Origin of the sequence: Paenibacillus sp. UNC217MF, assembly GCF_000686865.1 — a bacterium.
Lineage (GTDB): Bacteria > Bacillota > Bacilli > Paenibacillales > Paenibacillaceae > Paenibacillus_B > Paenibacillus_B suaedae.
The window spans coordinates 423,655-445,290 of sequence record NZ_KK366027.1 but is presented as its reverse complement, the minus strand read 5'-3'; the positions used below and the strand labels follow the sequence as shown (position 1 = coordinate 445,290).

Here is a 21,636-nt window from a genome sequence, read left to right as displayed (position 1 = left end):
GGATAGAGCCCTGATGATCTCAGTGGGGTTCTATCCTTTTTTGTTATTAGTTAATGCGCACAGAGTCAAAGTACCGATAAGACGAGATGTATTAGAACCATCGCCGCGTTATCGCTCCAATAGAAAAAAAGTATTTTCGTAATGCTTAGATTAAGATAGGGTAGTGCAGTTTAGCAGCGGGTGGGCGGAATGCTTTGCGGGAAATGAAAGAAATTTTTCGGATCATACTTCCTTTTAACCCGTGTTAGTCGTGCAAAGTTAGCGCCGTAGTAAGCCCGGGGCCATTTCTTAATGAAGAGGTCTGGTGTATTGACGTAAACTCCATGAGTAAATGGAAGCATCGCTCGGCGAAAGTCTTCCACCCAACGGATTCCCCGCTTGTTCTCTACTGATGTACCCAAAGTAGCCTGGATTGTCACATCTGACCAAGCCTTACGCCAAAAGTAAGCTATAGCCCGCCTTGGCACGTTGGCGACCGCCGCGTTCAAGCCATGAAAAAAGGCGCCTGCCGAGGAGGTGGGTGGATTTTCGATAAAGCGCCTAATGGTGAATATGCCTTTGTCAGGCAGGTGTTCAACATAGGGAGCTACGCCCTTAAAAGGATAAGGCTGCGAAACCTGGGCATCCGCTATTCGGTTTACGGAATCGATCCATGTTATCTCTTCAATGGATACGTTCCTTGGAGAGCCGGTCAGCAGTAATGGCTGGAGTAATTGTTGCAGCTCTGTGGTTGTACCGAGAAATACGCCTTGAAAAAATATAGGTTTCTCTGGGGGCCCTTGTTGTCCGTTATTAATAGCGAGAAGGGGACCCAATCTTGGGTCTGAGCCGGGAGCAGTAAGCTGTTGCCATGTTCGAATTACTGGTTCCATATCACGTAAGTCCCAGGTGATTTCAGCATAGGCGACATTTTCAATGCGGTGAGTACGGAATCGGTACTTGGTACAGATGCCGAAGTTTCCGCCTCCACCGCCACGCAACGCCCAAAATAGGTCAGCATGATTGTTGGCGTTAGCATGGAGAACACGTCCGTCGGCAGTGACTATTTCAGCATCGAGTAAGTGGTCCTGTGTGAGACCATATTGTCGAGAAAGAATACTGTGACCGCCTCCTAAGGTAACCCCTCCGATGCCTGTTGTTCGGCAGAGTCCGACCGGAACGACAAGTCTCTCCTCCCAGAGCGCTTGGTTCAACATACCGCCGCGAATCCCAGTCCCTACAGTGGCAGTGTTGTTCTTCCGGTTCACATCTACCTCATGCAAGTTGGTCACGTCAATTACAATTCCTCCAGTAACGACTGATAATCCCTCGTAACTGTGACGTCCGGAACGCATGCGAAGGGGGACGTTATAATAACGAGCCCAGCGAACAGCGTTTACGACATCTTTAGTTTCCCGAGCGAAAACAATGACCCGAGGGAATTTGTTGAAGTAGCGGTTAAACTCCTGCCGCGCGCTTTGATATTCTGGATTACTTGGTCGAACAATATCTCCAGTTAGCACAGGCGGACTACCACGCCTCAGTACATGAACGGTTTTTCCTCTACAGGTACTAGTCCCAGTATTTTTCGCTTTTCTCCTAATCTTAAGGTGTTTCAGTACAAGCCCCTTTCTTGGGAAGCCTTTTGTTGGTGTTTTTTACTCTACGGAGCTTCTTTCCACCCATTCATCACACATCCCATCGCTTTGTTATTTCCCCTCTAGAAAACAGTCGATTTGAAAGTCATCATTAGTAAATGATCGGTATGATAAAGGTGTATGGATGATTGCCTGAGGCATGCTGTTTATTTCCCACTATATCATTGAAGCGATGCTCAATACCCATTATCAGGAGTTTTCGAAGGAGATCACACCATGTTATACATCATGCCTAATCAACTGCATCATCATGAACAGCATTAGCACACCTGGGTAGATGCTCTCCAAAACATGGGGCATTTAGGAGCTCTGTGGGAGTTTGAAATACAAATATAGTAGAAGCCATGCATTCATTAAATTTTTCCTTATTGGTTGTGCGTCTCCAGCTTGGTGAATCAATTTAGTTAGGGTAGGGAAAGATATGTTTTGGAATGATACGCAGGCAACAGCAGCGTTTCCTATCACAAAATGAGGAGTGACAAAAATGGCTAAACACAACGAACGTAACCGAAACGATGATTCTAAACACAACACGGCTGGTCTGGGAACTGGAGAGACTGTAGGAACAGTAAGTGGTGGTGCTGTAGGTGCTGTAGTTGGTTCTGCTTTGGGCCCTGTAGGAACTGTTGTAGGTGGTATCGTAGGCGCATCGTTAGGCAATAAGGCAGGCGATCAAGTTGATAATAATACCGGATCTGAACAGGATAAACAGGACTAGCTCCATATTTTAGTGAGAAATCAGGGTGCCGAGGAAACTCTGCACCCTCTATTTTGCTCAATTGTCAATATTCTGCTCTTGATACCGTTAATATCCACACCGCTACGCGATGATTAATCTAAACAACAGATGGAGTGTTACGTATTTTGCTCTAACTTGTCGTTTATTCTTCTAATCTGTTTCCGGTCTCTTTATTAGCAGAGGAGGCGGAATTAGCCACCCTTTTTCCTTACTCATTTCAAGAGCTTTCAATCCAAGAGCTGCTTTAGTCATGTGGTATTTTCCAAACAGTGCTCCAATGTCTTCCCGAATGGATTTCCCCATTACTTGGCTGCAGGCAACCATGCTGGCTGCCGTATCAGCAGAAACCAACGGTGCAATTTCTTGATCCGCAAGTCGAGCCCCAACAGGTATTTCCTCAAGTTTGGCTTCCGGTCTCTCAGGCGGGTACGGACTAGGTGCTATTCCATTCTCGATTAATATTTGATCGCATTCCTTTGCTTCAAGCTCAGCCTGGTTAACTAAGTCCTCTAATAACCTTTTTAGATCCTTGTCCCCAGCATGGTTGAGGTAAGCTCGATATACAGAGACGCACCCTTTAGCTTTGGTTGAGAATGCCCATACATCGAATATCTCTCCATAATGTAATGGCTCATCTTTCGGATTACCGGTTAGAATTCCCATATTCTATGCTCCTTTTACCTTTCAGCGTTAAATAAATGTAAGGATGTATTTGCAGCATTTATGTCTACCTGCAACTGCTCGTGCACGTTGTAAGGATGGTAAAAACCTTTTCCCACCATGTAGGAAGTGATTGCTTCATGGGTTTGAATGGCCGTGTCCAAATGTTTTTTTAGTACATTTCTGATTTCCGGCGTTGCGGCTTCTGTAATGGCAACCGCCAAATCTTTAACTCCGGATTTTGCGGTGATAAGCATGTCAGAGGCAATGATTTGATCGGACATTCCGTTCATTCCGGTAAAATTTTTAGCTAAGTGATTCATAATTCGTTCACCTTTCTGTGATAGTCACTTTATTGTTGGATGCGAGTCAGAATGTTTTTATAGTCGGCTATCGCTTGAGCTGAGTTTTGAATGTCGGTTTCCATCAATGCTTTTAACTGTTCGCAAGAAACCAAATTGTACATAGATGCCGTTTTGTTCATGCAGGTGTTTTTGCTATTCATCAGTTCATGGATCTCCAATACCTCATGCGTTGCAAGTTGATTATTCACAGCAAATCCTCCTATCCAGTCATGCAAATTTAGGTACAGATTGAATCTTTTAAGTAATGTGCTCCAAGAGAGTAGATTTATTCACCTTACTCGAATGTTTTGAATACGCTATGGGTAAATTTGCTGAGTTATCTGAAAGATAAACATTTTTTGAACGTAAGCTGCCACCATCAAGATTGCAGCTTTCTGTTTGATCTAAAGTAGTCGTACAAGCCACATTCCCCTCATATTATCTATAAGCAGTGTATATGAGGAGGTACGAAAGTGAATATATTGATTAACCATTTTCTGTTAGGTTTATCATTGGCCGCTCCCATTGGCCCGATCAATGCCGCTCAGATGGATCGAGGGATAAGGGGGGGATTTTTGCATGCTTGGCTCGTCGGCCTTGGTGCAATGGTTGCCGACGGAGTATTTATGCTGCTCGTTTATTTTGGAGTGATTCATTTCCTGAACATTCCGTTTATGAAGACGTTTCTGCTGCTGTTCGGGTTCTTTATCCTAACTTACATTGGTATCGAGAGCCTGATTAACGCAGGGAAAACCGGAAACGAAATGAGAAGCAGCAAAGAATCACTAGCCAAATCGTTCAGCGCCGGCTTCATAATGTCGATCTCCAATCCGCTCTCGATTTTGTTCTGGGTCGGAATATACGGCTCCGTTCTGGCTGACATGATTGCCAAGTACAATGCTAAAGAAGTTCTATTATATAGCTCGGCGATAATGGCTGGCATTTTGTTGTGGGATGTTCTAATGGCACTCGTAGCCAGCATGTTCAGAAAATTTTTAACTGCTCGCCTGTTGGCAGCGATATCGATTATCTCCGGTTTATCTCTTATCGGATTCGGCCTTTATTTCGGTTTCGAAGCCTATCGCGTTTTGTTTCGGGTGTAAATCGACTTTCTTCAAAGGAATCATGTTCCTGCTTGTTCCAAAAATGCCTCATGATTAGAGTGACGCACCCTATGACCGCAACGAACCCGAGACTGATGAAAAATCCCGGCCTGCTGATTTTATGGAATAGGGTGCCGCTCAAGGCTAATACAACTAATGCCATGCCAATGTAACGCTTTGCCTTTCCCCATCCATTCAATCGAAGCAGCCTGCCTGACGTCAGCAATATAAAGAGCCAATTATAGAGCAGCATCATGCCCGCGGCGGTCGTAATATACTCATATATGCTCTCTGGCATCAATAAGGCGAATAGAACCGATCCGGCAAGCCCGGTAGCCGTTAATCCAATGGCTGCCCATGGTTTCCGTTCTTCCTTCTTTCTTGTTTTTGCGAAAAAGGCGGGGGCATCACCATCGGAGGCCAGTGTTACTATCATTGATGTAACGGCAAATAGGGAAGCCGTCATCGTTGAGAATCCTGCAATAATGAGCACCGCGTTGAAAAAATGCGGGACAAACGTCAGCTTGTAATCCACTAATGCGACTACGAATGGACTTTCTTTCGCCGCATAGGATTGCCATGGCTCCAACATAAGCACCAGACCAATTGATACGACATACGTCAACATTAGAAGAAGCAGCATACTCTTGCCTGCCTTCGGGGCGTCTTTGGGATCTTTTAACCGCGTCGTCATTAGTCCTAACGCTTCCAGACCTCCATAACCATAGAATGCGAATATTAAGGCCGCCCAAAACCCCGTTATCCCTGTAGGCAGCCAATTTTTTGGGAAATCCGGGCCATGGGAATTCGTTTTTAATACGCCGAATAACGCCAAAGCAGCAATGATGAAGAAGACGAGGATCGCAGCTATTTTCATCACGGCGAAAATACTTTCCATTCGTTCGAAGCCTTGCGTACCCCAAGTGATGATTAACAATCCAAGAATTCCGAAGCCTGCTGCAAAGCACCACATCGGGATCTGCGGGAACCAGAATCGGGAAAACAGGGATAGGGCCGTTAGCTGGCTCCCCATAATCAGCAATTCCGCCGACCAATATACCCACCCGCTGCTGAAGCCTGCCCACTGACCGAATGCTTTCTTTGCGTAGGAGCGAAAGGAGCCCTCCATCGGATCTTTTGCCGTCATTTGAGATAGATAATCATAGACAAGGTAGGCCCCAAATGCAGCCAATGCGTATGCAATGACAGCTGATGGGCCCCCGACTTGGATCGCGATATGTGAACCTAAGAAGAACCCCGTTCCGACTGTACAAGCTACACCAAGCAAAGAGAGCTGCCACCATTGCAGTTTCTTAGTATTCTTACTGTTTTCTGACATACGCAGTGCCTCCGGAATAGCTCATTGTTTAATCATGTTATTATTTTCTGGAGACTTAAGCATTATGCAAACTTGTAGCGGCTAATGGGATTGTAACCAAATAAAAGAGGATATGGTGGCCGTTATATGATAGGAGTGAAGCTGAAATAGCGTTTAGAGCGATCTAACCGGTATTCTTGCTTTCAGAGGCTCGTATCGGTTCATGCGGGTTAATTGAAGAAAGACGCGTTCTGATGTCGTTAATTAGGCATATGTAACAGTCTTTCATATGTAATAGGGGTAGTACCAGCTAGCTGACACCACCCGTATACAAATGAATTAATATGTAAGATTCTTTACCGCTGGAGAGTTCTGTTTATCGTTTTCTTGCTTTGATTACAAAAGTTACAGGGAGCATCTTCGCTTTTTTTGCAAAATCGTTGTTATCGTCCTGCGATTGCAAAATTTCATCATCAGATTCCTCAATCATTTGCTCAATGACAAATCCCGCTTTTGCCAACGCATTCACATAGGTTGAAAGTTTACGATCCGATAATGTTAGCGCACCTTCATCAAGAGATACCGAATACCAAGATTCATCAAAATAACATTTATTAAAAGCAAGCATATCGTTTTCTGCAACAACACATTTGTGTATGGGGTGAGACCAACTGAAAATAAATACGCCGTCTTTTTTAAGGTAAGAAGCGATTCGGCCAAAAGTACCCTCAAGGTCGGTGGTCCAGCCTATGGCATAAATCGAATAAACAAAGTCAAAATAATCCGTTGGTATGCCACATTCTTCTTCCATGGGAGAGCAGATCAATTTTGCTGACAAGTCGCATGCCGTCAAGTGATGCTTTGCCTTTTCGAGTTGTTGTTCTGATATATCCACAGCCCATAGTTCAGATGCTTTGCGTTCCCCGTGATATTGCAAGGATTGACCGTTTCCACAGCCTATCTCCAGCATCTTTTTCCCTGAGACATCGCCAAAAAGCTGGCATTTTTCTTCGGAGACAAATGCTCCGTAAAAAGGAAGCACGATTGCTCCTAAGAAGTCGCTTCCTTTTGTATTCCAATAGAAGCTGTTTGTTTGATACACAGAATTCTTGTCCATGTCAAAGCCCTTTTTAAACGCTTTAATGAAATACAAAAATATATTAATTATAATGAGGTTGTAGGCTGGTCATTACTTTTCTCAGAGGACAATCCGGATGAGACACAGATACACACTGAAACGCAGGCTATGGTCCCGGTCGAGCTATCTCTGCCTGATGGGTATATCCTCGAACCGGTTGATTTACGGATATGGAACCATATTTGACGGCAGTTTTTCAGTTGACTTGTTTGAGTCGCGGTTGCGGCTCTTTTTTTGTATTTCCCAGAGTCAATTACAGATGTAAAAAAGCTCTGTCAATCTGATCATCAACCAGTTCACCCAAGTAAGGGAAAAGTTTTTTTCTCTATTTATGAACCAAAATACGAGAACTGGTGAATAAGAAGTGAAAGGAAAAATGAGGAGGTCTTTGAAGTGAAAGAAAGCAATCATTATCCAATACCCAGGGAGGGAAATCCAGATGATTTTGAAACACTTGTTCAACCTCACTTAACTAGTGCATTTCGAGTTGCTTATTTGATCGTCCATGATTACCATCTAGCTCAGGATGCCGTTCAAGAAGCTCTATGGGAAGCGTATCAATCCCTTTATCGATATGATGAACGAAAAGGGACATCATTTCGAGCTTGGTTTATGAAAATTGTGACACATCGTGCACTTAATATAGTGCGAAGAAAGAAAAAAACGGAAGAATATATGGACACTATTGACCCTGGGCAAAATCCATTGGAGAGTATTCTGCAAAGGGAGCAGGAGCAGCAGATTTGGCAAGCGATTCAGTTGATGACGCCGAAGCATCGCTCTGCCGTTATTCTTTACTATTATGAAGAGTTTAGTATAGCTGAAATTGCCAAAATCCTCGGTGTGTTTGAGGGAACGGTAAAATCAAGGTTACATAAGGCCAGAAAGTTAATTGCTGAAAACATACAAGCGAAGAAAGAAACGCAGGTAATTACTGAGATGGGAGTGGTCGTGCATGACTAATCTTGACCAACAGATTACACAAACTCTAAAAAAAGTAGCTGGAGAATTGGATCAGCCTAATTTTGTGATCCCTTACGAAGTGGTAGCCGCTAAAAGAAAAAGGTCGCGTTTACTAGGCACTTGGGTACTTCCCGTCTCCATTAGCTGCGCTCTGCTTTTAACGATTTCGGTGAGTCCTACCTTTGCGGCCTATGTTAAATCATTATTTGATAGTTCTGATCAAGAACTGCAACATGCAGTGCAAGAGGGTTTTTCACAGAAGGTAAATGCCTCTGTTACTGATCAGGGCTATACCCTTGAAATAGAGGAGATATTGGCCGATCCAATGAGAATTGTAGCCGTTTATTCGATCAAGGATCAGCAAAAGAACTTTATTCATCCGGATAAGCTTCAAATAAGTAACGTAGAGGTAACAGATTTGAAAGGGAATGTCATTAAAGAAACTGAAATATATCAGTTAGAAAAGCAAGAAAATTACGGATATCTCACTCTAAAAAAACCCGGGGAAACAGAAGAACAGAAGCTTGTATTACAGTTCGAGGGAAATCAGATCGACTCGGTTAAGGGAAATTGGGCCTTAAAGATTCCTTTTGATTTAGAAAAAACAACAAAGGCTTCTCAGGTGCTGCCAATCGATAAGACGTATACCACACCACAGGGACTGCAAATCAAACTAAACAGCATTATGCATTCACCAACTGCTGCTCTTGTGGATTATGAAACGAAATGGACGGAAGAGGCAAAGAAAAGATTAGTAGAGGAAAGCAAACAAGTGAAAGGAAAATTAGATTCAGCTGATCCTTATGTTCGCTATGATGATTTTAAACTGAATTTTCATGTTGAAGATGAAAAAGGAGAGAAAGTAAGTGATTTAACTAGGGCGCTTGATGCGCCACGCAAGGCCTTGGGAGAATACGGTCATTCGAATCGGCAGTATGGATTTGCTCCACTGTCTCCTGATCATCAATATACGCTAGTATTGGACTCTTTAGTAAAAACAGAACCGTATGAGCTAGGCATATCATTTGAGCCAAAACAGCTTGCCGACAAACCTGTACGAGTAGATATGGATGGCAAAACGATTGAGATCAAGTCCGTATCCTTTGATGAACCAATAAATGAAGCATCTCCCAAGACTGAGAAGCACGTTACGATTTTACTAGAGGCTTATTTAAAGGATATAACCTATATTAATATAGCAGATACGATTTTAATGGATGATGACACAGATAAAATTATAAATCGTTTTGGTTGGACGATTAAGGATGAAGCGGGCAAAGTATACGATGTAACAGGTGGAGACTTTAAAATGATAGGAAAAGATGAACAAGGCAGAAACCATATCCGAATGAAATTGCAAAGCTATGACATGAAAGAACTCCCTCAAAAGCTTAGTCTTACTTCAGAATTGGCAGAAAAGAGCTATGACCTGAATTGGAAAGTACCATTGCCAATGCCAACAGAAGACAAATAAGTCACTTAGGTTTTGCTCATTTTAGGAGGAAACGAAATGAATGTGAAGAAAACCGGTGTCGCTGCAATGCTTGTATGTGCACTATCTACAGGAGTTTTATCCGAAGCGGCTTATTTGCCAAGGGCTTTTGCCCAACAAGCGAAGGCCAAAATCGAGGTTAGCGAAGAAATGATTGCGAAGGTGAAAAAGGCAATAAAAGATGCCATGCCAAATTCGGCTTATGAAATTGTCGATTATTCGCAGGTAGGAATGCCGAATTTGCCTGACGGGGAGTACATTCGTTTCGAGCTAAGGGACAAACGTGGACATATAGTCGTCAATTCACAATCCGAAGAAATCGTGCTTTTCAGCCTGGTGGCGGATCTCAAGGATGTACCTTTGTCCATTCTAACTGCAGGCAAAAATAAACTGAAAGAATTGGATCCGAAGATGGCGCAGGTAAAAGACGCATCTAGAGGCAAGGATACTTGGACCCTGCACGGTATGAATTTAGCTACTTTTGTCACTATTGATGGAAAAAGCGGAAAAGTAACAAAGGCAAACATTAGCTATGCGAAGGCACCAGATAAATCTAAGGTTGATATTGCGCGTAAAACGATGAAGCTCTTAAACGGCGGACAGCACGTAAAGGTGCTTGATGGGGTGAACCTAAATTATAATCCTCAGAACAAGGAGGGAAAGGTGCTGAAGTTCTTTGATGAAGGATTGAAGAATTCTATCCTGCACAAAGTGCACATCGGAGCGGATACCGGGAAAGTATGGGAGGCCGAATTGCTTCGAGAAAAAGAATACTATAAATCCGACGATGAATATAAGCAAGCGTTTGCCCAGCCGATACTCACGTCCGAACAGGCGATCACCAAGGCTGCGCCGACGGTAAAGCAGCTATTTGGCGTTGATTTGAAGGGATCGAAGGTAGCGATACAGCTCGATCGCTATACGTTCACTAAGCAAGGACAGCCGACCGTTATCGCGCTTGTCAATCCAAAAGGGACATTCCATACATTCGAGCAGCAGCCGATTAAGGGCCTGAAAAATTAACAAGTAAAAGCGATGAAATCATAAGAAGATCACAATAAGCTGCAAACAGAACAAAGGATCTGTTGGAAAGGTAGAAAACTACCGCCAGGCAGATCCTTTGTCAGTTACCCTCATTAGCGTGATATGAACTTAATAAAAGGGTACTTTTTTTAGACTTAATGGAACCGGGAGTTACCATGATTGCAAAAAAATCGAATGAAAACAATGTTGCTAGAGAGCCATAGTGACAGAATCTTCGGTTTAAAAAAACCATCCGTAAATAATTATATTTGCAGATTCCAGAACTATTTTGAGCACTCATGCCTCGTTGCCGAGGAGGAACTATGGTTCAGAAGATGATGATTGACCGTGCGCAGCGGGGCGATAAGAGCAGCTTCGCGTTTGTAATACAACAAATTCAAGACGAATCGTACCGAATTGCTAATAGCTGTCTACTCGATGAAGCCGCCAGCATGGACGCGGTATGTGATGCTGTGGAAGAAGCCGTTATTCATATCCAAAAACTCGATAATCCGGAAAGATTCAATATTTGGTTCAATCGGATTGTGATTCAAAAATGCAAATCCCATTTGCTCAATAGTAAATTAAGCGTCTACATCGATGATAAAGAAGTTAAGGGACTTGTGAAACGCCAAACGACGGAAGAGAATTTGGAGTTGCAAGCCTTTATGAAACAACAGTCGCCAATGACGCGATTGCTTATTCAACTGAAGTATGCAGAAGGATATACGATAGAAGAAATTACGGAGATGACGGAAATGCCGCTCAACACGATCAAAACGAAAATTGATAACACGACGATCAAGCTGTTTAAACAGAGCCGTAGAGGGAGGATGTAATATACCCAGTGACTGTCCGGTAATTTCCTTCGCATATGCAGCAAATGAGAGCATGTAATAATGGAGCCGAAAAAGAACAGGAAGCATCGCAGTCGGTACATATAAAATTAAGCTGACTCGGCGAATGCCGAGAGGCTATTCAAATACAAGGAGGAGAGAAAGGCTTGAGTAAAAGATGGAGGTTGGGCATATTGCTGCTGAGCATGTTGTCTGTATTAACGGGATGTTTTTTGGAAAAGCCGGTATTACATCCATTGGATGAGGACAAGGCGAAAATAAAAGTGACTTATTACAGTGAGGGATCGTTCTACCGCGATTACGGAGGATATTTCCATGTCAAATTCCCGAATATTGAGGTTGAAATCATTAGCACTGCTGAGGCGGATACGGCAGCAGATATGGAAAAACTGCTGGACAAGCACAAGCCGGACGTCGTGCTGCTGAGTGAGCATATGTTCGAATCGTATGCGCAGCAAGGAAAGCTCTATGCGTTGGATGACATTATTGCACAAGAAAAATTCGACCTGGAAGGCTACATGCCGGGCCTAATCGAAATGATTCGTACGAAAGGAAGAGGGAAGCTGTACGGGTTGTCCCCTTATTTTTATAATCAAGTGATTTATTACAATCGCGACTTGTTCCAAGCGTACAACATCGAACTGCCACGCAACAAGATGAGCTGGCAGGAAGTGCTGTCTTTATCCAAGCGCTTTGACGATATGAGAACTGGCAATAACGAAATTTACGGTTTGTATCAAAGGCCTTCCGAATTATTGATAAATATTGCATCGACTTCTTCCCTTCAAGTCGTTGATGCGAAGGGAGCGAAGATGCGCATCCGATCCGACGGGTGGAAGCAAGCCATTCGGATGGCAACGGATGCGGTGCGGAATTATCCGCCCGGACAAGTAGAAGGAATGAACAATCTGTTCCTTCAGGGGAAGGCGGCCATGGTCATGGATGGCCCTTGGTTCGCCAAAGAGCTGCGGCGTGCCCCTCTGCGCGATAAAAAATTGAGCTCTATCAATTGGGATATCGTTACGGTACCGATCGACTTAGCAAGACCTGACGAGTCCTCCAAGGTGCGCTTGTCGGAAATTTTTGCGGTAATGGCGGACTCCGCGAACAAGCGGGCTGCCTGGGAGTTCGTCCAATTCGTCAATGGAACGAGCATGGAGAAGGTTGCTTCCCGCAATCCGATATCTACTTTGCCGACGAGAAACCAATTTTTCAAGGAATTGGAAGGCAGGAGCACAGAACCGTTCTATATGTTGAAACCCAAGTCATCTACGGAATCTTCCCCTGTTGAAGGGAGCTTGGGATTCTGGGTAGGGTACGGCAACAAACATGTGCCGGAAGACTTCTACTCACCGTTCAGTGAATTGTTGGACAAAACTTTGCAAGCGGTCATGCAGCGCGAGATGACGCCGGATGAGGCGGTCAATGAACTGGAAGCGAAGGGGCAGCAAATGCTGAACAAGGCGCATACAGAGGAGAGGGAGAAAAAAGAGCAGACCTCTCCCTGAAAAGTTGATTACAGGGGAACCTTCTGTATTCTGACGTTCTCTTTCAAGTGAATAATAAAGGATTGCCCTTTTGTCTTATAACGATCCAATCGTTCGATTATGAAGTATACATTATAATATTTCAACTTTAGGAGGGAATCGAAATGAATGTGAAGAAAACAGTTGTCGCTGTAATGCTTGTAAGTTCACTCTCTATAGGGGTCTTATCCGAAGCGGCTTATTTGCCAAGGGCTTTTGCCCAACAATCGAAGGACAAAATCGAAGTTAGCGAAGACATCATTGCGAAGGTGAAAAAGGCAATAAAGGATGCCATGCCAAATTCGGTTTATGAAATTGTCGATTATTCGCGGGTAGGAATGCCGAATCTGCCTGATGGGGAGTACATTATGTTCAAGCTTAAGGATAAACGCGGAGACATTATCGTCAATTCGCAATCTGGAGAAATCGTATCTTTCAGCTTAGTTGCAGATCTTAAGGATGTACCTATGTCCATTTTGACAACGGGCAAGAATAAATTGAAAGAATTGGATCCGAAGATGGCACAGGTGAAAGGCGCATATAGAGGACAGGATACATGGATCCTGCAAGGTCAGAATTTCGCTTCTGTCACGATTGATGGCAAAAGCGGCAAAGTAACAAAGGCAACAGTTAGCTATGCGAAGGCGCCAGACAACTCCAAGGTTGATATTGCGCGCAAAACGATGAAACTATTAAACGGCGGGCAGGACGTAAAGGTACTTAATGGGGTGAACTTGAATCATAACCCTCAGAACAAGGAGGGCAAGGTACTAGAGTTCATTGATGCAGAATTGAAGATATGTATCCTCCACATCGGAGCCATTACCGGGAAGATATGGGGGGCCGTATTGCTTCGAGAAGAAGAATCCTTTAAATCCGATGATGAATATAAGCAAGCGTTTGCCCAGCCGATACTCACGTCCGAACAGGCGATAGCCAAGGCCGCGCCGAAGGTAAAGCAGCTATTTGGCGTTGATTTGAAGGGAACGAAGGTAGCGATACAGCTCGACCGCTATACGTTCACAAAGCAAGGACAGCCGACCGTTATCGCGCTTGTCAATCCAAAAGGGACATTCCATACATTCGAGCAGCAGCCGATGAAGGGCCTGAAAAATTAACCCGAATAGCGATTGAAATCATAAGAAGATCACAATAAGCTGCTTACAAGACAAAGGATCTGTTGGAAAGGTAGAAAACTACCGCCAGGCAGATCCTTTGTCAGTTACCCTCATTAGCGTGATATTAACCGCTTTTACGAACAATACCTCTATAATCAAAGACATTTTTAGACTTAATGGAACCGGGGGTTACTATGAGTGCAACAAAAATCGAATGATAACAATGCTGCTAGAGAGCCACAGTGACAGAATCTTCGTTTTAAAAAACATCCGAATATAATTATATGGTGAAGATTCCAGAACTATTTTGAGCACTCATGCCTCGTTGCCAAGGAGAAACTATGGTTCAAAAGATGATGATTGACCGTGCGCAGCGGGGCGATAAGAACAGCTTCGCGTTTGTAATACAACAAATTCAAGACGAATCGTACCGAATTGCGAAAATGCAAATCCCATTTGCTCAATAGTAAATTAATTGTCTTCATCGATGATGAAGAAGTTAAGGGACTTGTGAAACGCCAAACGACGGAAGAGAATTTGGAGTTGCAAGCCTTTATGAAACAACAGTCGCCAATGACGCGATTGCTTATTCAACTGAAGTATGTAGAAGGATATACGATAGAAGAAATTACGGAGATGACGGAAATGCCGCTCAACACGATCAAAGCGAAAATTGATAACACGATCAAGCTGTTTAAACAGAACCGTAGAGGGATCATGTAATATAACCCAGTGACCGTCCGGTAATGACGGTCTTGGATGGAGTTCGGAGATAGCGGAAGAGCAGGTTAGGAGCGCACTCAGAAAAGCGCAAGGAGATCATCTGTACCAGTCCCGTTGCGAAGCAACTGCACATGACGAATCCTTTTCGATGGCCTGAAACGTCAATCGAATCCGCTGTCTGTCTTTCTCGTCGGTAACCTGCTCCAACGGATGTGGTTCTCCCTTTTTAAGATATCGTTTCAGCTTCGGCATCGGCTTGCTCCAGAAGCGGTAGCCGAAGGCGCCGAGTTGAGTAGCTGTCGTGTAGCATTATCTATTTCTGACTTGATTTGAAATTAAAAATATAAACCTTTGCCCACTGGCTGAACAGTTTCTAGCACAGTGTCAACCATTTCTTCATTAATTAGGGTTCTTATAATCCAAGCTGAGAGATCTTGAGCAGCAAAACAACCTGCGGCAGTCGAGATATTTCCTTCGTTTACGAAACTTTGCTCAATAACGTCTACATCAAATTCTTTAAGTTGTTCTACTACGGATGGATATGTAGTTGCTTTTTTGCCAGTTAACAATTTTTTAGCTCCTAGTAGTAGTGAACCAGAACACATAGAGCCTATTAATTGTCTTTGAGGATCTACATGAATGCTATTAAGATATTCTTGATTTAGATATAAATCTTGTACACCCTTACCACTTGCAAATATTACAGCGTCAGCGGAAGGAATATCAGATATGCTTCCTGTCATGGGGATACGTAAGCCAGACATGGATATATGAGTTTTTTCCGTTCCTAATAGTTGGACATTCCAATCAGAAATACCGCCAACTAGACGTACACGATTTAATAAATCCCATGGTAAAAAAACATCTATATCAGTAAAGTTATCGAAACAGACTATTGCAATTTTCATTCTCTAGCCCTCCATTATAAAAATATTAAAAACATTATAACAATTTCAAGTGGAGGTAACGAGGTTTAAATTGTTTAATAACTGGATATAGCCCCAGCGTTACCAAGCTGAATTCGATTCGTTATTGTCGGCTGCGCTGAAATCCATTATTAACAAAGAGGAAACGCTGGACGATGCGGTTGCCGAGCTTCAGATCAAGCGGCAAGAAATGTTAGATCGATTGCGGTAAACCAAGTAGGGGTAATAAGCGAATTAAAAAAGGCTCTTTGCTATACTGGATGGGAGAAGCCTCCATATGCAAAAAGCAATCAAAGTATATGCAGGAAAGAGATTAAGCTGAAGAGTGTCGGCGAGAAGATAGAATCCTCTCCTGATGGTGCAAAGGTTGAATCCATAGACGGAAAATATGCTAAATTAACAAACGGCTTTAGATGGATGCTTGAGGATACGGATGTATCGGTTGAAAGGAGCTGGGAAAGGTAACTAACGTATTTCATAAAGCGCGTAAAGCGGTAACGACTAACAAAAAAATACGGAAAAAGAGGCTAAAGACGTGGTCGCTCCGCTTGCCAAGGAATTATTCAGTATCGATATTACGGGATACGAAGTAAAGTGGAATAGCTTATATCAAGACTACTGCTTCGTTAAAGATCAAGAAACCAGAGTAAGAGTGGCATTAGATGCCAATAAAAAGGTAGTGTACCTTAAATCCGGGGATAATGCACTTACTGGAGGAGAAAGCCCTGTTAGAAGTAGACTAGAGGAATAATGCAAAAAAGTAGAAGTAGAGATTATCCATTTGAAGCATCCGAAAGGGTGCTTTTTTTATGTGCTCCGATACTTCTATCCAAACATTAATGTTCTCTTAATTTTTATTCATATAAAGTTTCGTGGTAAAGTTCTATTCCATTCATTAGCATTATAGCTATCAGTTGTTCCATTATAGGAGGAAATAAAATGAACATTAAAAAAGCAATTCTAGCGTCTTTGATCGTATCCAGTATGTTAGTGGCCGTGGCAGGACCGATTCCTGCAGGAGCCGAGGCTGCGCAAGGGCAGAAGCAAATAGTTAACAAGAAGGTTTAAATTGACCAGAAACTGGCCGCCAAGCTGCAAAAAGCGGTAAAGCAATTTGCGGGGAAAGAGGTAAAGTTGCAGGATACTGCCGAGTCTACATTTAATACAGAGGCGTAAGTTAAATCGGTAGATGGAAAGTATGTCGTTGTCTTCGATTATAAAAAAGGTAAAGTATCGGCGGTAGAAGGAACGATTCCACTCGATAAAATCAGTAAAGAGGCTCAGGCGAAGATCCTGAAAGCACTGAAAAGTGTATACACGAAGAAAACATACGTCCTTGATAAAGAAGTGGTGCAGCAAAAGCAATGAAAACGGCATTTGTTCATGATTTTGAATTAACATCCGCTCAACTTCATTCTGATGGGGACAAGGTTCAAATGTCTTGAACGTGTATCATAAAACAAGAAAAAAGGTAACGACCAACCAAGAGGTTACGGAAAAAGATGCAAAGGAAGTGGTCGCTCCGCTTGCCAAGGAATTATTCAATATCGATATTTCGGGATTGGAATCGAAGTGGGACAACCTATTTAAAGATTATTATTTTGTTAAAGGCAAAGAGACGGTATTGAAAGCAGCATTGGATGCTGATAAGAAACTCGTGTACATCATATCGAGTGGCTCAGGGTTAATGGTGGGGAATTAGATGTTAGGGTTCATTGCAAACTGCGCTTGAACAAAGAGGGAGATAGAAAATATGCATAATAGATGGAAGATTGTGATCTTGCTGCTTATGATCGTTTCCTTAATGAGCGGCTGCTTCGGCAAGAAGGAAGTGCTGGAGCCTTTACAGCCAAGCAAAATCAAGGTGATCTATCAGACTGAGGAAGCATTTGACCTAGATTATGGAAAATATTTTAAGATGAACTACCCGCAATTTGAAGTTGAAGTCATCCCTAAAATTCAGGTACTGAAAAATCTCGGGAAAATGATTATTCCAGATGAATATGATTCAGAGGTAAGGAAGTTGTTGGAGCGCTCTGGAGCAGATGTGCTATTGCTGGATCAGCAAAATTTTGAGCAATTCGCCGCCAATGGGAAGCTGTACGGCATAGATGAAGCGATTCGGCAGGACAACTATGATATCAAAGGGTTCATGCCGGGACTGATCGATGTGATCAAAAATTTAGGCGACGGCAAGCTATATGGGCTGACTCCTGCAGTCTACAATAAGGCTTTGCGCTATAACACCGCATTGTTCCGGGAGAATCAGATCGATCCGCCAACGAACAAGATGACCTGGCGGGAGGTTTTCGAGCTAGGTGCAAGATTTTCCAATATCAAACACGGCGATCGTCCGGTGCGCGGCGTTTTTTTTGATGACTTGAGTGGTGTTGGCGATTTGATGTACGATATCGCCAAGACCTACGGATTGCAGCTGTTCGATCCGAAGGGAGAGAAGGTGCTCATTAATTCCAAAGGCTGGAAAGAGGCGATGAGTCTGGCTACGGATGCAGTACGCAACAATGTGGTATATTTCGACCCCGTAGCTCAACTCGATTCGTCGCAAAACCTCTTCGACGACGGCGTGGCCGCGATGACGTTCAAAGGTGTCCCCCATGCGGGAGAAGTCGGATTTAACACGGATAAGGCGCCGGTAGAGTGGGAAGCTGTCACGGTACCGATTGATCCTGCGGATGAATCTACAGGCGTGTACCTTGACTCTCTCTTTGCGATTGCCGCCGACTCGTCTAATAAGCGAGCTGCCTGGGAATTCGTCAAGTTCGTGTGCGGCCCGGAAATGGCTCATGCCCGTTCGAAAACGATGGACGGCACTTTGCCTTCGCGTACCGGATATGTGAAGGAATTCAAGGGCAAGAGCATGGAAGCGTTCTATATGCTGAAGGTCAAGCAGGCTGACTCCATACGGCAGAGCGGTCGTGTTCCATTCAAGTTCTTCACGCTGTTCGATGAGCCGCTGCGGGAAGAGCTGCAAGCCGTTGTCGATAACAAGAAGTCAGTGGATGAAGCGGCTGCCGTATTGGAGGCCAAGGCGCAAGAGTTGCTTATACAAGCGCGAGCAGCGTCAGGTAAGAAGCCTTAAGGAATAGTAACGTGTTCTTAATTGATGTTAATGGAATGTTATGTGGTTATTTACCAATTCCTACGCTAAAATATCTAATCGATTTTATATTCAAGTAATTACATAGGAGGATTTATCATGAATTTGAAGAAAGCAATCGTCGCAACACTGGTCGTATCCAGCATGCTGACTACATTGGCAGGCCCGATTCCTGCGGGGGCCAAGGCGCAAGAACAGAAACAATCGGATCACCGGACGATTCAAATAGATCCGAAGCTTGCTGAAAAGCTGAATCAAGCGATAAAATTATTTGCCGGGAAAGATGTTGAATTGCAGAAGGTGGGCAAGCGTGAATTAATTTATAATAAGGGTACTGCAGGTCTGGCAGAAGTTCGATCGGTAGATGGAAAATATTGTGTACAATTTGACAGTCTTAAGGATAAGGAAATTATCTTGTGGGTAGGCGGCCAAACCACGATCGACCAAATCAGCAAGCAGCATCAAGAAGAAGTCTTAAAGTGGTTGAAAGTAATAGATGCGAAGTATGCCAAGTATGCAAAGAAGAAGTACGCCTTTGAACAAGAAGTTTGGGTGCGTAAACGAAACGTTAGAGCATTTAATCCTCTTGACAGAGTAAAGCTATCTAAGGAGAAACGGTACGAATTGAAAGGAAAAGATTTCTCCACTTTCTCAATCGATTTTGATGATGATGGTCAACTGAAAACTGATTATCTCCGTATTGATTTTGATAAGAAAGAGCTTGATCCGAAATTGCTGTCAACAGTTATAGCTGCTGCGAAGACGGCGTTTCAACATAAATTTGAAATGACAAGTGCTCAGCTTGCAGTTAATGTATTCCCAATAACGGCTCATGGGAAAAATAAAGCAGAGGCAGCGTGGGTATTTCATGATGGCAAAGTTACGGTTTATGCGGATCCCAATACAGGAGAAATAAAAGGCATGTACAATGAGTTTGGAATAAGAGTACGAGATCATAAGGGAATTTCAGATAAAGAGGCGAAAGAAGCGGTTACCCCGTTAGCGAAGAAATTATTTAATATCGACATGAATGGACATAGCGTGAAATGGGATGAACACAGTAAGGATTATTATTTCACCAGCAAAAATGGCATGAATGTGAGAGCAGCGCTCGATGCGAATAAAAAGATTGTATACATATGCGCCGGGAAAGCTGCTGATGCGCAGTTCGACGGTTATGTAGCAGATATGGAAGTGAAATCAAAATAAACGTTGCAAATGAACCATTTAATTATATTTTGACTCAGTATCAGCGATATACCAGTGGTACGCAATGAGAATATGTAGGAGGATTTAGTATGAATTTAAAAAAAGCAATTCTAGCGTCTATGATCGTATCCAGTATGTTAGTTGCCGTGGCAGGCCCGATTGCTGCAGGAGCCGAGGCTGCGCAAACGCAGAAGCAAACGGATAATAAGAAGGTTCAAATCGACCAGAAGCTGGCCGCCAAGCTGCAAAAAGCAGTAAAGCAATTTGCGGGGAAAGAGGTAAAGTTGCAGGATGCTGCCGAGTCTATAGTTAATACAGATGCACGGGTTAAATCGGTAGATGGAAAGTATGTCGTTTGCTTCGATTATAAAAAAGGGGAAGTATGGCAGGTATACGGAACGATTCCACTCGATAAAATCAGTAAAGGGGCTCAGGAGAAGATCCTGAAAGCACTGAAAAGTGCATACGCGAAGAAAACATACGTCCTTGATAAAGAAGTGGTTCTAAGTCGCCTTTATGATGGTAAAAATGAAAAATTAAAAGATGATTATTTTTCGTATTGGTTGACAGGGAAGGATTTTGAGGCACATTGGGAAGCATCGGGTAAGGCGGAATTTGAGAGTAGAGTTTTAATAAAGCTTGCCAAGGAAGAGCTCGATTCAAAGTCGCTGGAAACGGCAGCAAAAGCGATGAAAACGGCATTTGATCATGATTTTGAAATCACAGAAGCTCAACTTTATTCTAAAGGTGACAAAGTTCAAACGTTATCACTTAAGGATAACGATGTTTCACTTCAGATGGAAGCAAAAAAGGGAAAGGTCTTGAACGTATTTGATAATACAAGAAAAAAGGTAACGACCAACCAAGAGGTTACGGAAAAAGATGCAAAGGAAGTGGTCGCTCCGCTTGCCAAGGAATTATTCAATATCGATATTTCGGGATGTGAAGTGAAGTGGGACAACCTATTTAAAGATTATTATTTTGTTAAAGGTAAAGAGACGGTATTGCAAGCAGCGTTGGATGCTGAAAAGAAACCCGTGTACATCAAATCGAGCAAATAGACGTTAACTGTATTCGTTTTGCAGTAGTCTCATAAGAGAAAAAAAGCAGTCTATCCTCACTTGAGGAATAGGCTGCTATTGCTCTATTAGCTTTACCATCCGCTTTGCGTTTACAACAGCTGGACAGACGACGAAATCGGCGTCCTTGTTATATTCGAAGCCTTCGCTTACGTTTATGCCATTTGCTGTTGTCTGTTCGAGCAACGCCAACAATTGCTTCCCTTCGTCGGTGCTTCCCGGTGTCACCTCTAGGGCGGTAATAATTTCTTCTTCCGTCATTGCAAAATGTTCTTTGTACCCAAAAAACGATTTGGAACTGCTCTTCCAGCCGAAGCGCGCATCTGGAAGCGAGTCTTCTGGATTGATCCCAATAAACCATTTGTATGCCGGATTTACTTGAGCTTCCTGTATGATTCGCTCATCCGAGAGATTGTACAGGATCTGTAAGAACAACAAACGAAACAGTAATTCCGGTTCGTTTGCCGGTCTGCCATAATACTTACAGTATGAAACGATGCGGTTAATTAAGAAGGTCACAATAAACTGCTTACAGAACAAAGGATCTGTTGGAAAGGTAGAAAACTGCCGCCAGGCAGATCCTTTGTCAGTTACTATATTGGTAGTCGTGATCCGGTAACGATTTTCCTCCGCCTCGCAGTTGCACTTGCTGTCGCAATCTAT

Annotated in this window: 23 protein-coding genes and 1 pseudogene; 15 read left to right on the top strand and 9 right to left on the bottom strand. The window is 43.2% G+C overall.

What is annotated here, in order from left to right:
• Window positions 1–170: 170 nt before the first annotated feature.
• On the bottom strand, window positions 171–1,502 hold the full coding sequence (locus BP95_RS0118015) for an FAD-binding oxidoreductase (RefSeq protein WP_231515138.1): 1,332 nt from the start codon (window positions 1,500–1,502) through the stop codon (window positions 171–173).
• 619 nt (window positions 1,503–2,121) lie between these two features.
• Here BP95_RS0118015 and BP95_RS0118010 point away from each other — a divergent pair.
• Window positions 2,122–2,355: a glycine zipper domain-containing protein gene (locus tag BP95_RS0118010; RefSeq protein ID WP_021253306.1), complete on the top strand. Its 234-nt coding sequence runs from the start codon at window positions 2,122–2,124 to the stop codon at window positions 2,353–2,355.
• 171 nt (window positions 2,356–2,526) lie between these two features.
• On the opposite strand, the gene BP95_RS0118005 is transcribed toward BP95_RS0118010, so the two are convergent.
• From BP95_RS0118005 to BP95_RS0117995, 3 genes are read right to left on the bottom strand one after another with little or no spacing between them, the layout of a single operon-like run.
• Window positions 2,527–3,039 carry a DUF3231 family protein gene (locus tag BP95_RS0118005; RefSeq protein ID WP_021253307.1) on the bottom strand — a complete coding sequence of 171 codons (513 nt, stop codon included), beginning with the start codon at window positions 3,037–3,039 and terminating at the stop codon, window positions 2,527–2,529.
• Between the two features lie 14 nt (window positions 3,040–3,053).
• Entirely contained in the window at window positions 3,054–3,359 is a 306-nt protein-coding gene (locus tag BP95_RS0118000; RefSeq protein WP_021253308.1) for a spore coat protein, read from the bottom strand.
• Between the two features lie 29 nt (window positions 3,360–3,388).
• Window positions 3,389–3,589, bottom strand: a complete 201-nt coding sequence (locus BP95_RS0117995) for a hypothetical protein (protein ID WP_021253309.1) — start codon at window positions 3,587–3,589, stop codon at window positions 3,389–3,391.
• Window positions 3,590–3,853: 264 nt separating this feature from the next.
• On the opposite strand from BP95_RS0117995, the gene BP95_RS0117990 reads away from it, so the two are divergent.
• Window positions 3,854–4,483, top strand: coding sequence for a LysE family transporter (locus BP95_RS0117990; RefSeq protein ID WP_021253310.1), 630 nt, complete (start codon window positions 3,854–3,856; stop codon window positions 4,481–4,483).
• On the opposite strand, the gene BP95_RS30805 is transcribed toward BP95_RS0117990, so the two are convergent.
• Together BP95_RS30805 and BP95_RS0117980 are read right to left on the bottom strand one after the other, a co-directional pair.
• Window positions 4,425–5,822, bottom strand: a complete 1,398-nt coding sequence (locus BP95_RS30805) for an amino acid permease (RefSeq protein ID WP_021253311.1) — start codon at window positions 5,820–5,822, stop codon at window positions 4,425–4,427. The two genes, BP95_RS0117990 and BP95_RS30805, sit on opposite strands and share 59 nt — an antisense overlap.
• Before the next feature lie 355 nt (window positions 5,823–6,177).
• Window positions 6,178–6,918, bottom strand: coding sequence for a class I SAM-dependent methyltransferase (locus BP95_RS0117980; RefSeq protein ID WP_028532892.1), 741 nt, complete (start codon window positions 6,916–6,918; stop codon window positions 6,178–6,180).
• Window positions 6,919–7,332: 414 nt separating this feature from the next.
• Between BP95_RS0117980 and BP95_RS0117970 the strand changes: the two genes are divergently transcribed.
• The 8 genes from BP95_RS0117970 to BP95_RS34025 all read left to right on the top strand — a co-directional run bounded on the left by BP95_RS0117970 (window position 7,333) and on the right by BP95_RS34025 (window position 14,641).
• Entirely contained in the window at window positions 7,333–7,902 is a 570-nt protein-coding gene (locus BP95_RS0117970) for an RNA polymerase sigma factor (RefSeq protein WP_021253313.1), read from the top strand.
• A complete protein-coding gene (locus tag BP95_RS0117965; RefSeq protein ID WP_021253314.1) occupies window positions 7,895–9,376 on the top strand; it encodes a DUF4179 domain-containing protein in 1,482 nt (493 codons plus the stop codon). The genes BP95_RS0117970 and BP95_RS0117965 overlap by 8 nt, the downstream gene beginning before the upstream one ends.
• A 36-nt stretch (window positions 9,377–9,412) precedes the next feature.
• Window positions 9,413–10,417 (top strand): hypothetical protein, encoded by a 1,005-nt coding sequence (locus tag BP95_RS0117960; RefSeq protein WP_028532890.1) that lies wholly within the window; start codon window positions 9,413–9,415, stop codon window positions 10,415–10,417.
• A 323-nt stretch (window positions 10,418–10,740) separates the two neighbouring features.
• The gene (locus tag BP95_RS0117955; RefSeq protein ID WP_021253316.1) at window positions 10,741–11,256 is read left to right on the top strand and encodes an RNA polymerase sigma factor; all 516 of its coding nucleotides are present in this window, start codon (window positions 10,741–10,743) and stop codon (window positions 11,254–11,256) included.
• Window positions 11,257–11,420: 164 nt separating this feature from the next.
• Entirely contained in the window at window positions 11,421–12,782 is a 1,362-nt protein-coding gene (locus BP95_RS0117950) for an ABC transporter substrate-binding protein (protein WP_028532889.1), read from the top strand.
• A gap of 143 nt (window positions 12,783–12,925) precedes the next feature.
• Window positions 12,926–13,918: a hypothetical protein gene (locus tag BP95_RS0117945; protein WP_028532888.1), complete on the top strand. Its 993-nt coding sequence runs from the start codon at window positions 12,926–12,928 to the stop codon at window positions 13,916–13,918.
• A gap of 341 nt (window positions 13,919–14,259) precedes the next feature.
• On the top strand, window positions 14,260–14,385 hold the full coding sequence (locus BP95_RS34295) for a hypothetical protein (protein ID WP_268632145.1): 126 nt from the start codon (window positions 14,260–14,262) through the stop codon (window positions 14,383–14,385).
• 43 nt (window positions 14,386–14,428) lie between these two features.
• Entirely contained in the window at window positions 14,429–14,641 is a 213-nt protein-coding gene (locus BP95_RS34025; protein ID WP_231515137.1) for an RNA polymerase sigma factor, read from the top strand.
• 96 nt (window positions 14,642–14,737) lie between these two features.
• Here BP95_RS34025 and BP95_RS33215 read toward each other — a convergent pair whose 3' ends face one another.
• Together BP95_RS33215 and BP95_RS0117925 are read right to left on the bottom strand one after the other, a co-directional pair.
• Window positions 14,738–14,893, bottom strand: coding sequence for a hypothetical protein (locus tag BP95_RS33215; RefSeq protein ID WP_155987305.1), 156 nt, complete (start codon window positions 14,891–14,893; stop codon window positions 14,738–14,740).
• Between the two features lie 83 nt (window positions 14,894–14,976).
• Window positions 14,977–15,549, bottom strand: a complete 573-nt coding sequence (locus BP95_RS0117925; RefSeq protein ID WP_021253321.1) for a DJ-1/PfpI family protein — start codon at window positions 15,547–15,549, stop codon at window positions 14,977–14,979.
• 957 nt (window positions 15,550–16,506) lie between these two features.
• On the opposite strand from BP95_RS0117925, the gene BP95_RS34435 reads away from it, so the two are divergent.
• From BP95_RS34435 to BP95_RS0117895, 5 genes are all read left to right on the top strand, one after another.
• Complete coding sequence (locus BP95_RS34435; protein ID WP_268744441.1) at window positions 16,507–16,635, top strand: hypothetical protein; 129 nt, start codon at window positions 16,507–16,509, stop codon at window positions 16,633–16,635.
• Window positions 16,636–17,008: 373 nt separating this feature from the next.
• Window positions 17,009–17,269 (top strand): hypothetical protein, encoded by a 261-nt coding sequence (locus BP95_RS34430; protein WP_028532887.1) that lies wholly within the window; start codon window positions 17,009–17,011, stop codon window positions 17,267–17,269.
• Between the two features lie 51 nt (window positions 17,270–17,320).
• Window positions 17,321–18,667 carry an extracellular solute-binding protein gene (locus BP95_RS0117905; RefSeq protein WP_028532886.1) on the top strand — a complete coding sequence of 449 codons (1,347 nt, stop codon included), beginning with the start codon at window positions 17,321–17,323 and terminating at the stop codon, window positions 18,665–18,667.
• A gap of 117 nt (window positions 18,668–18,784) precedes the next feature.
• Complete coding sequence (locus BP95_RS30795; RefSeq protein WP_051614128.1) at window positions 18,785–19,894, top strand: hypothetical protein; 1,110 nt, start codon at window positions 18,785–18,787, stop codon at window positions 19,892–19,894.
• 89 nt (window positions 19,895–19,983) lie between these two features.
• Entirely contained in the window at window positions 19,984–20,955 is a 972-nt protein-coding gene (locus BP95_RS0117895) for a hypothetical protein (RefSeq protein WP_028532885.1), read from the top strand.
• A 339-nt stretch (window positions 20,956–21,294) separates the two neighbouring features.
• Here the strand turns inward: BP95_RS0117895 and BP95_RS34625 are convergent.
• Window positions 21,295–21,465, bottom strand: a pseudogene (locus BP95_RS34625) (transposase); the annotation flags it as partial.
• Window positions 21,466–21,636 lie beyond the last annotated feature (171 nt).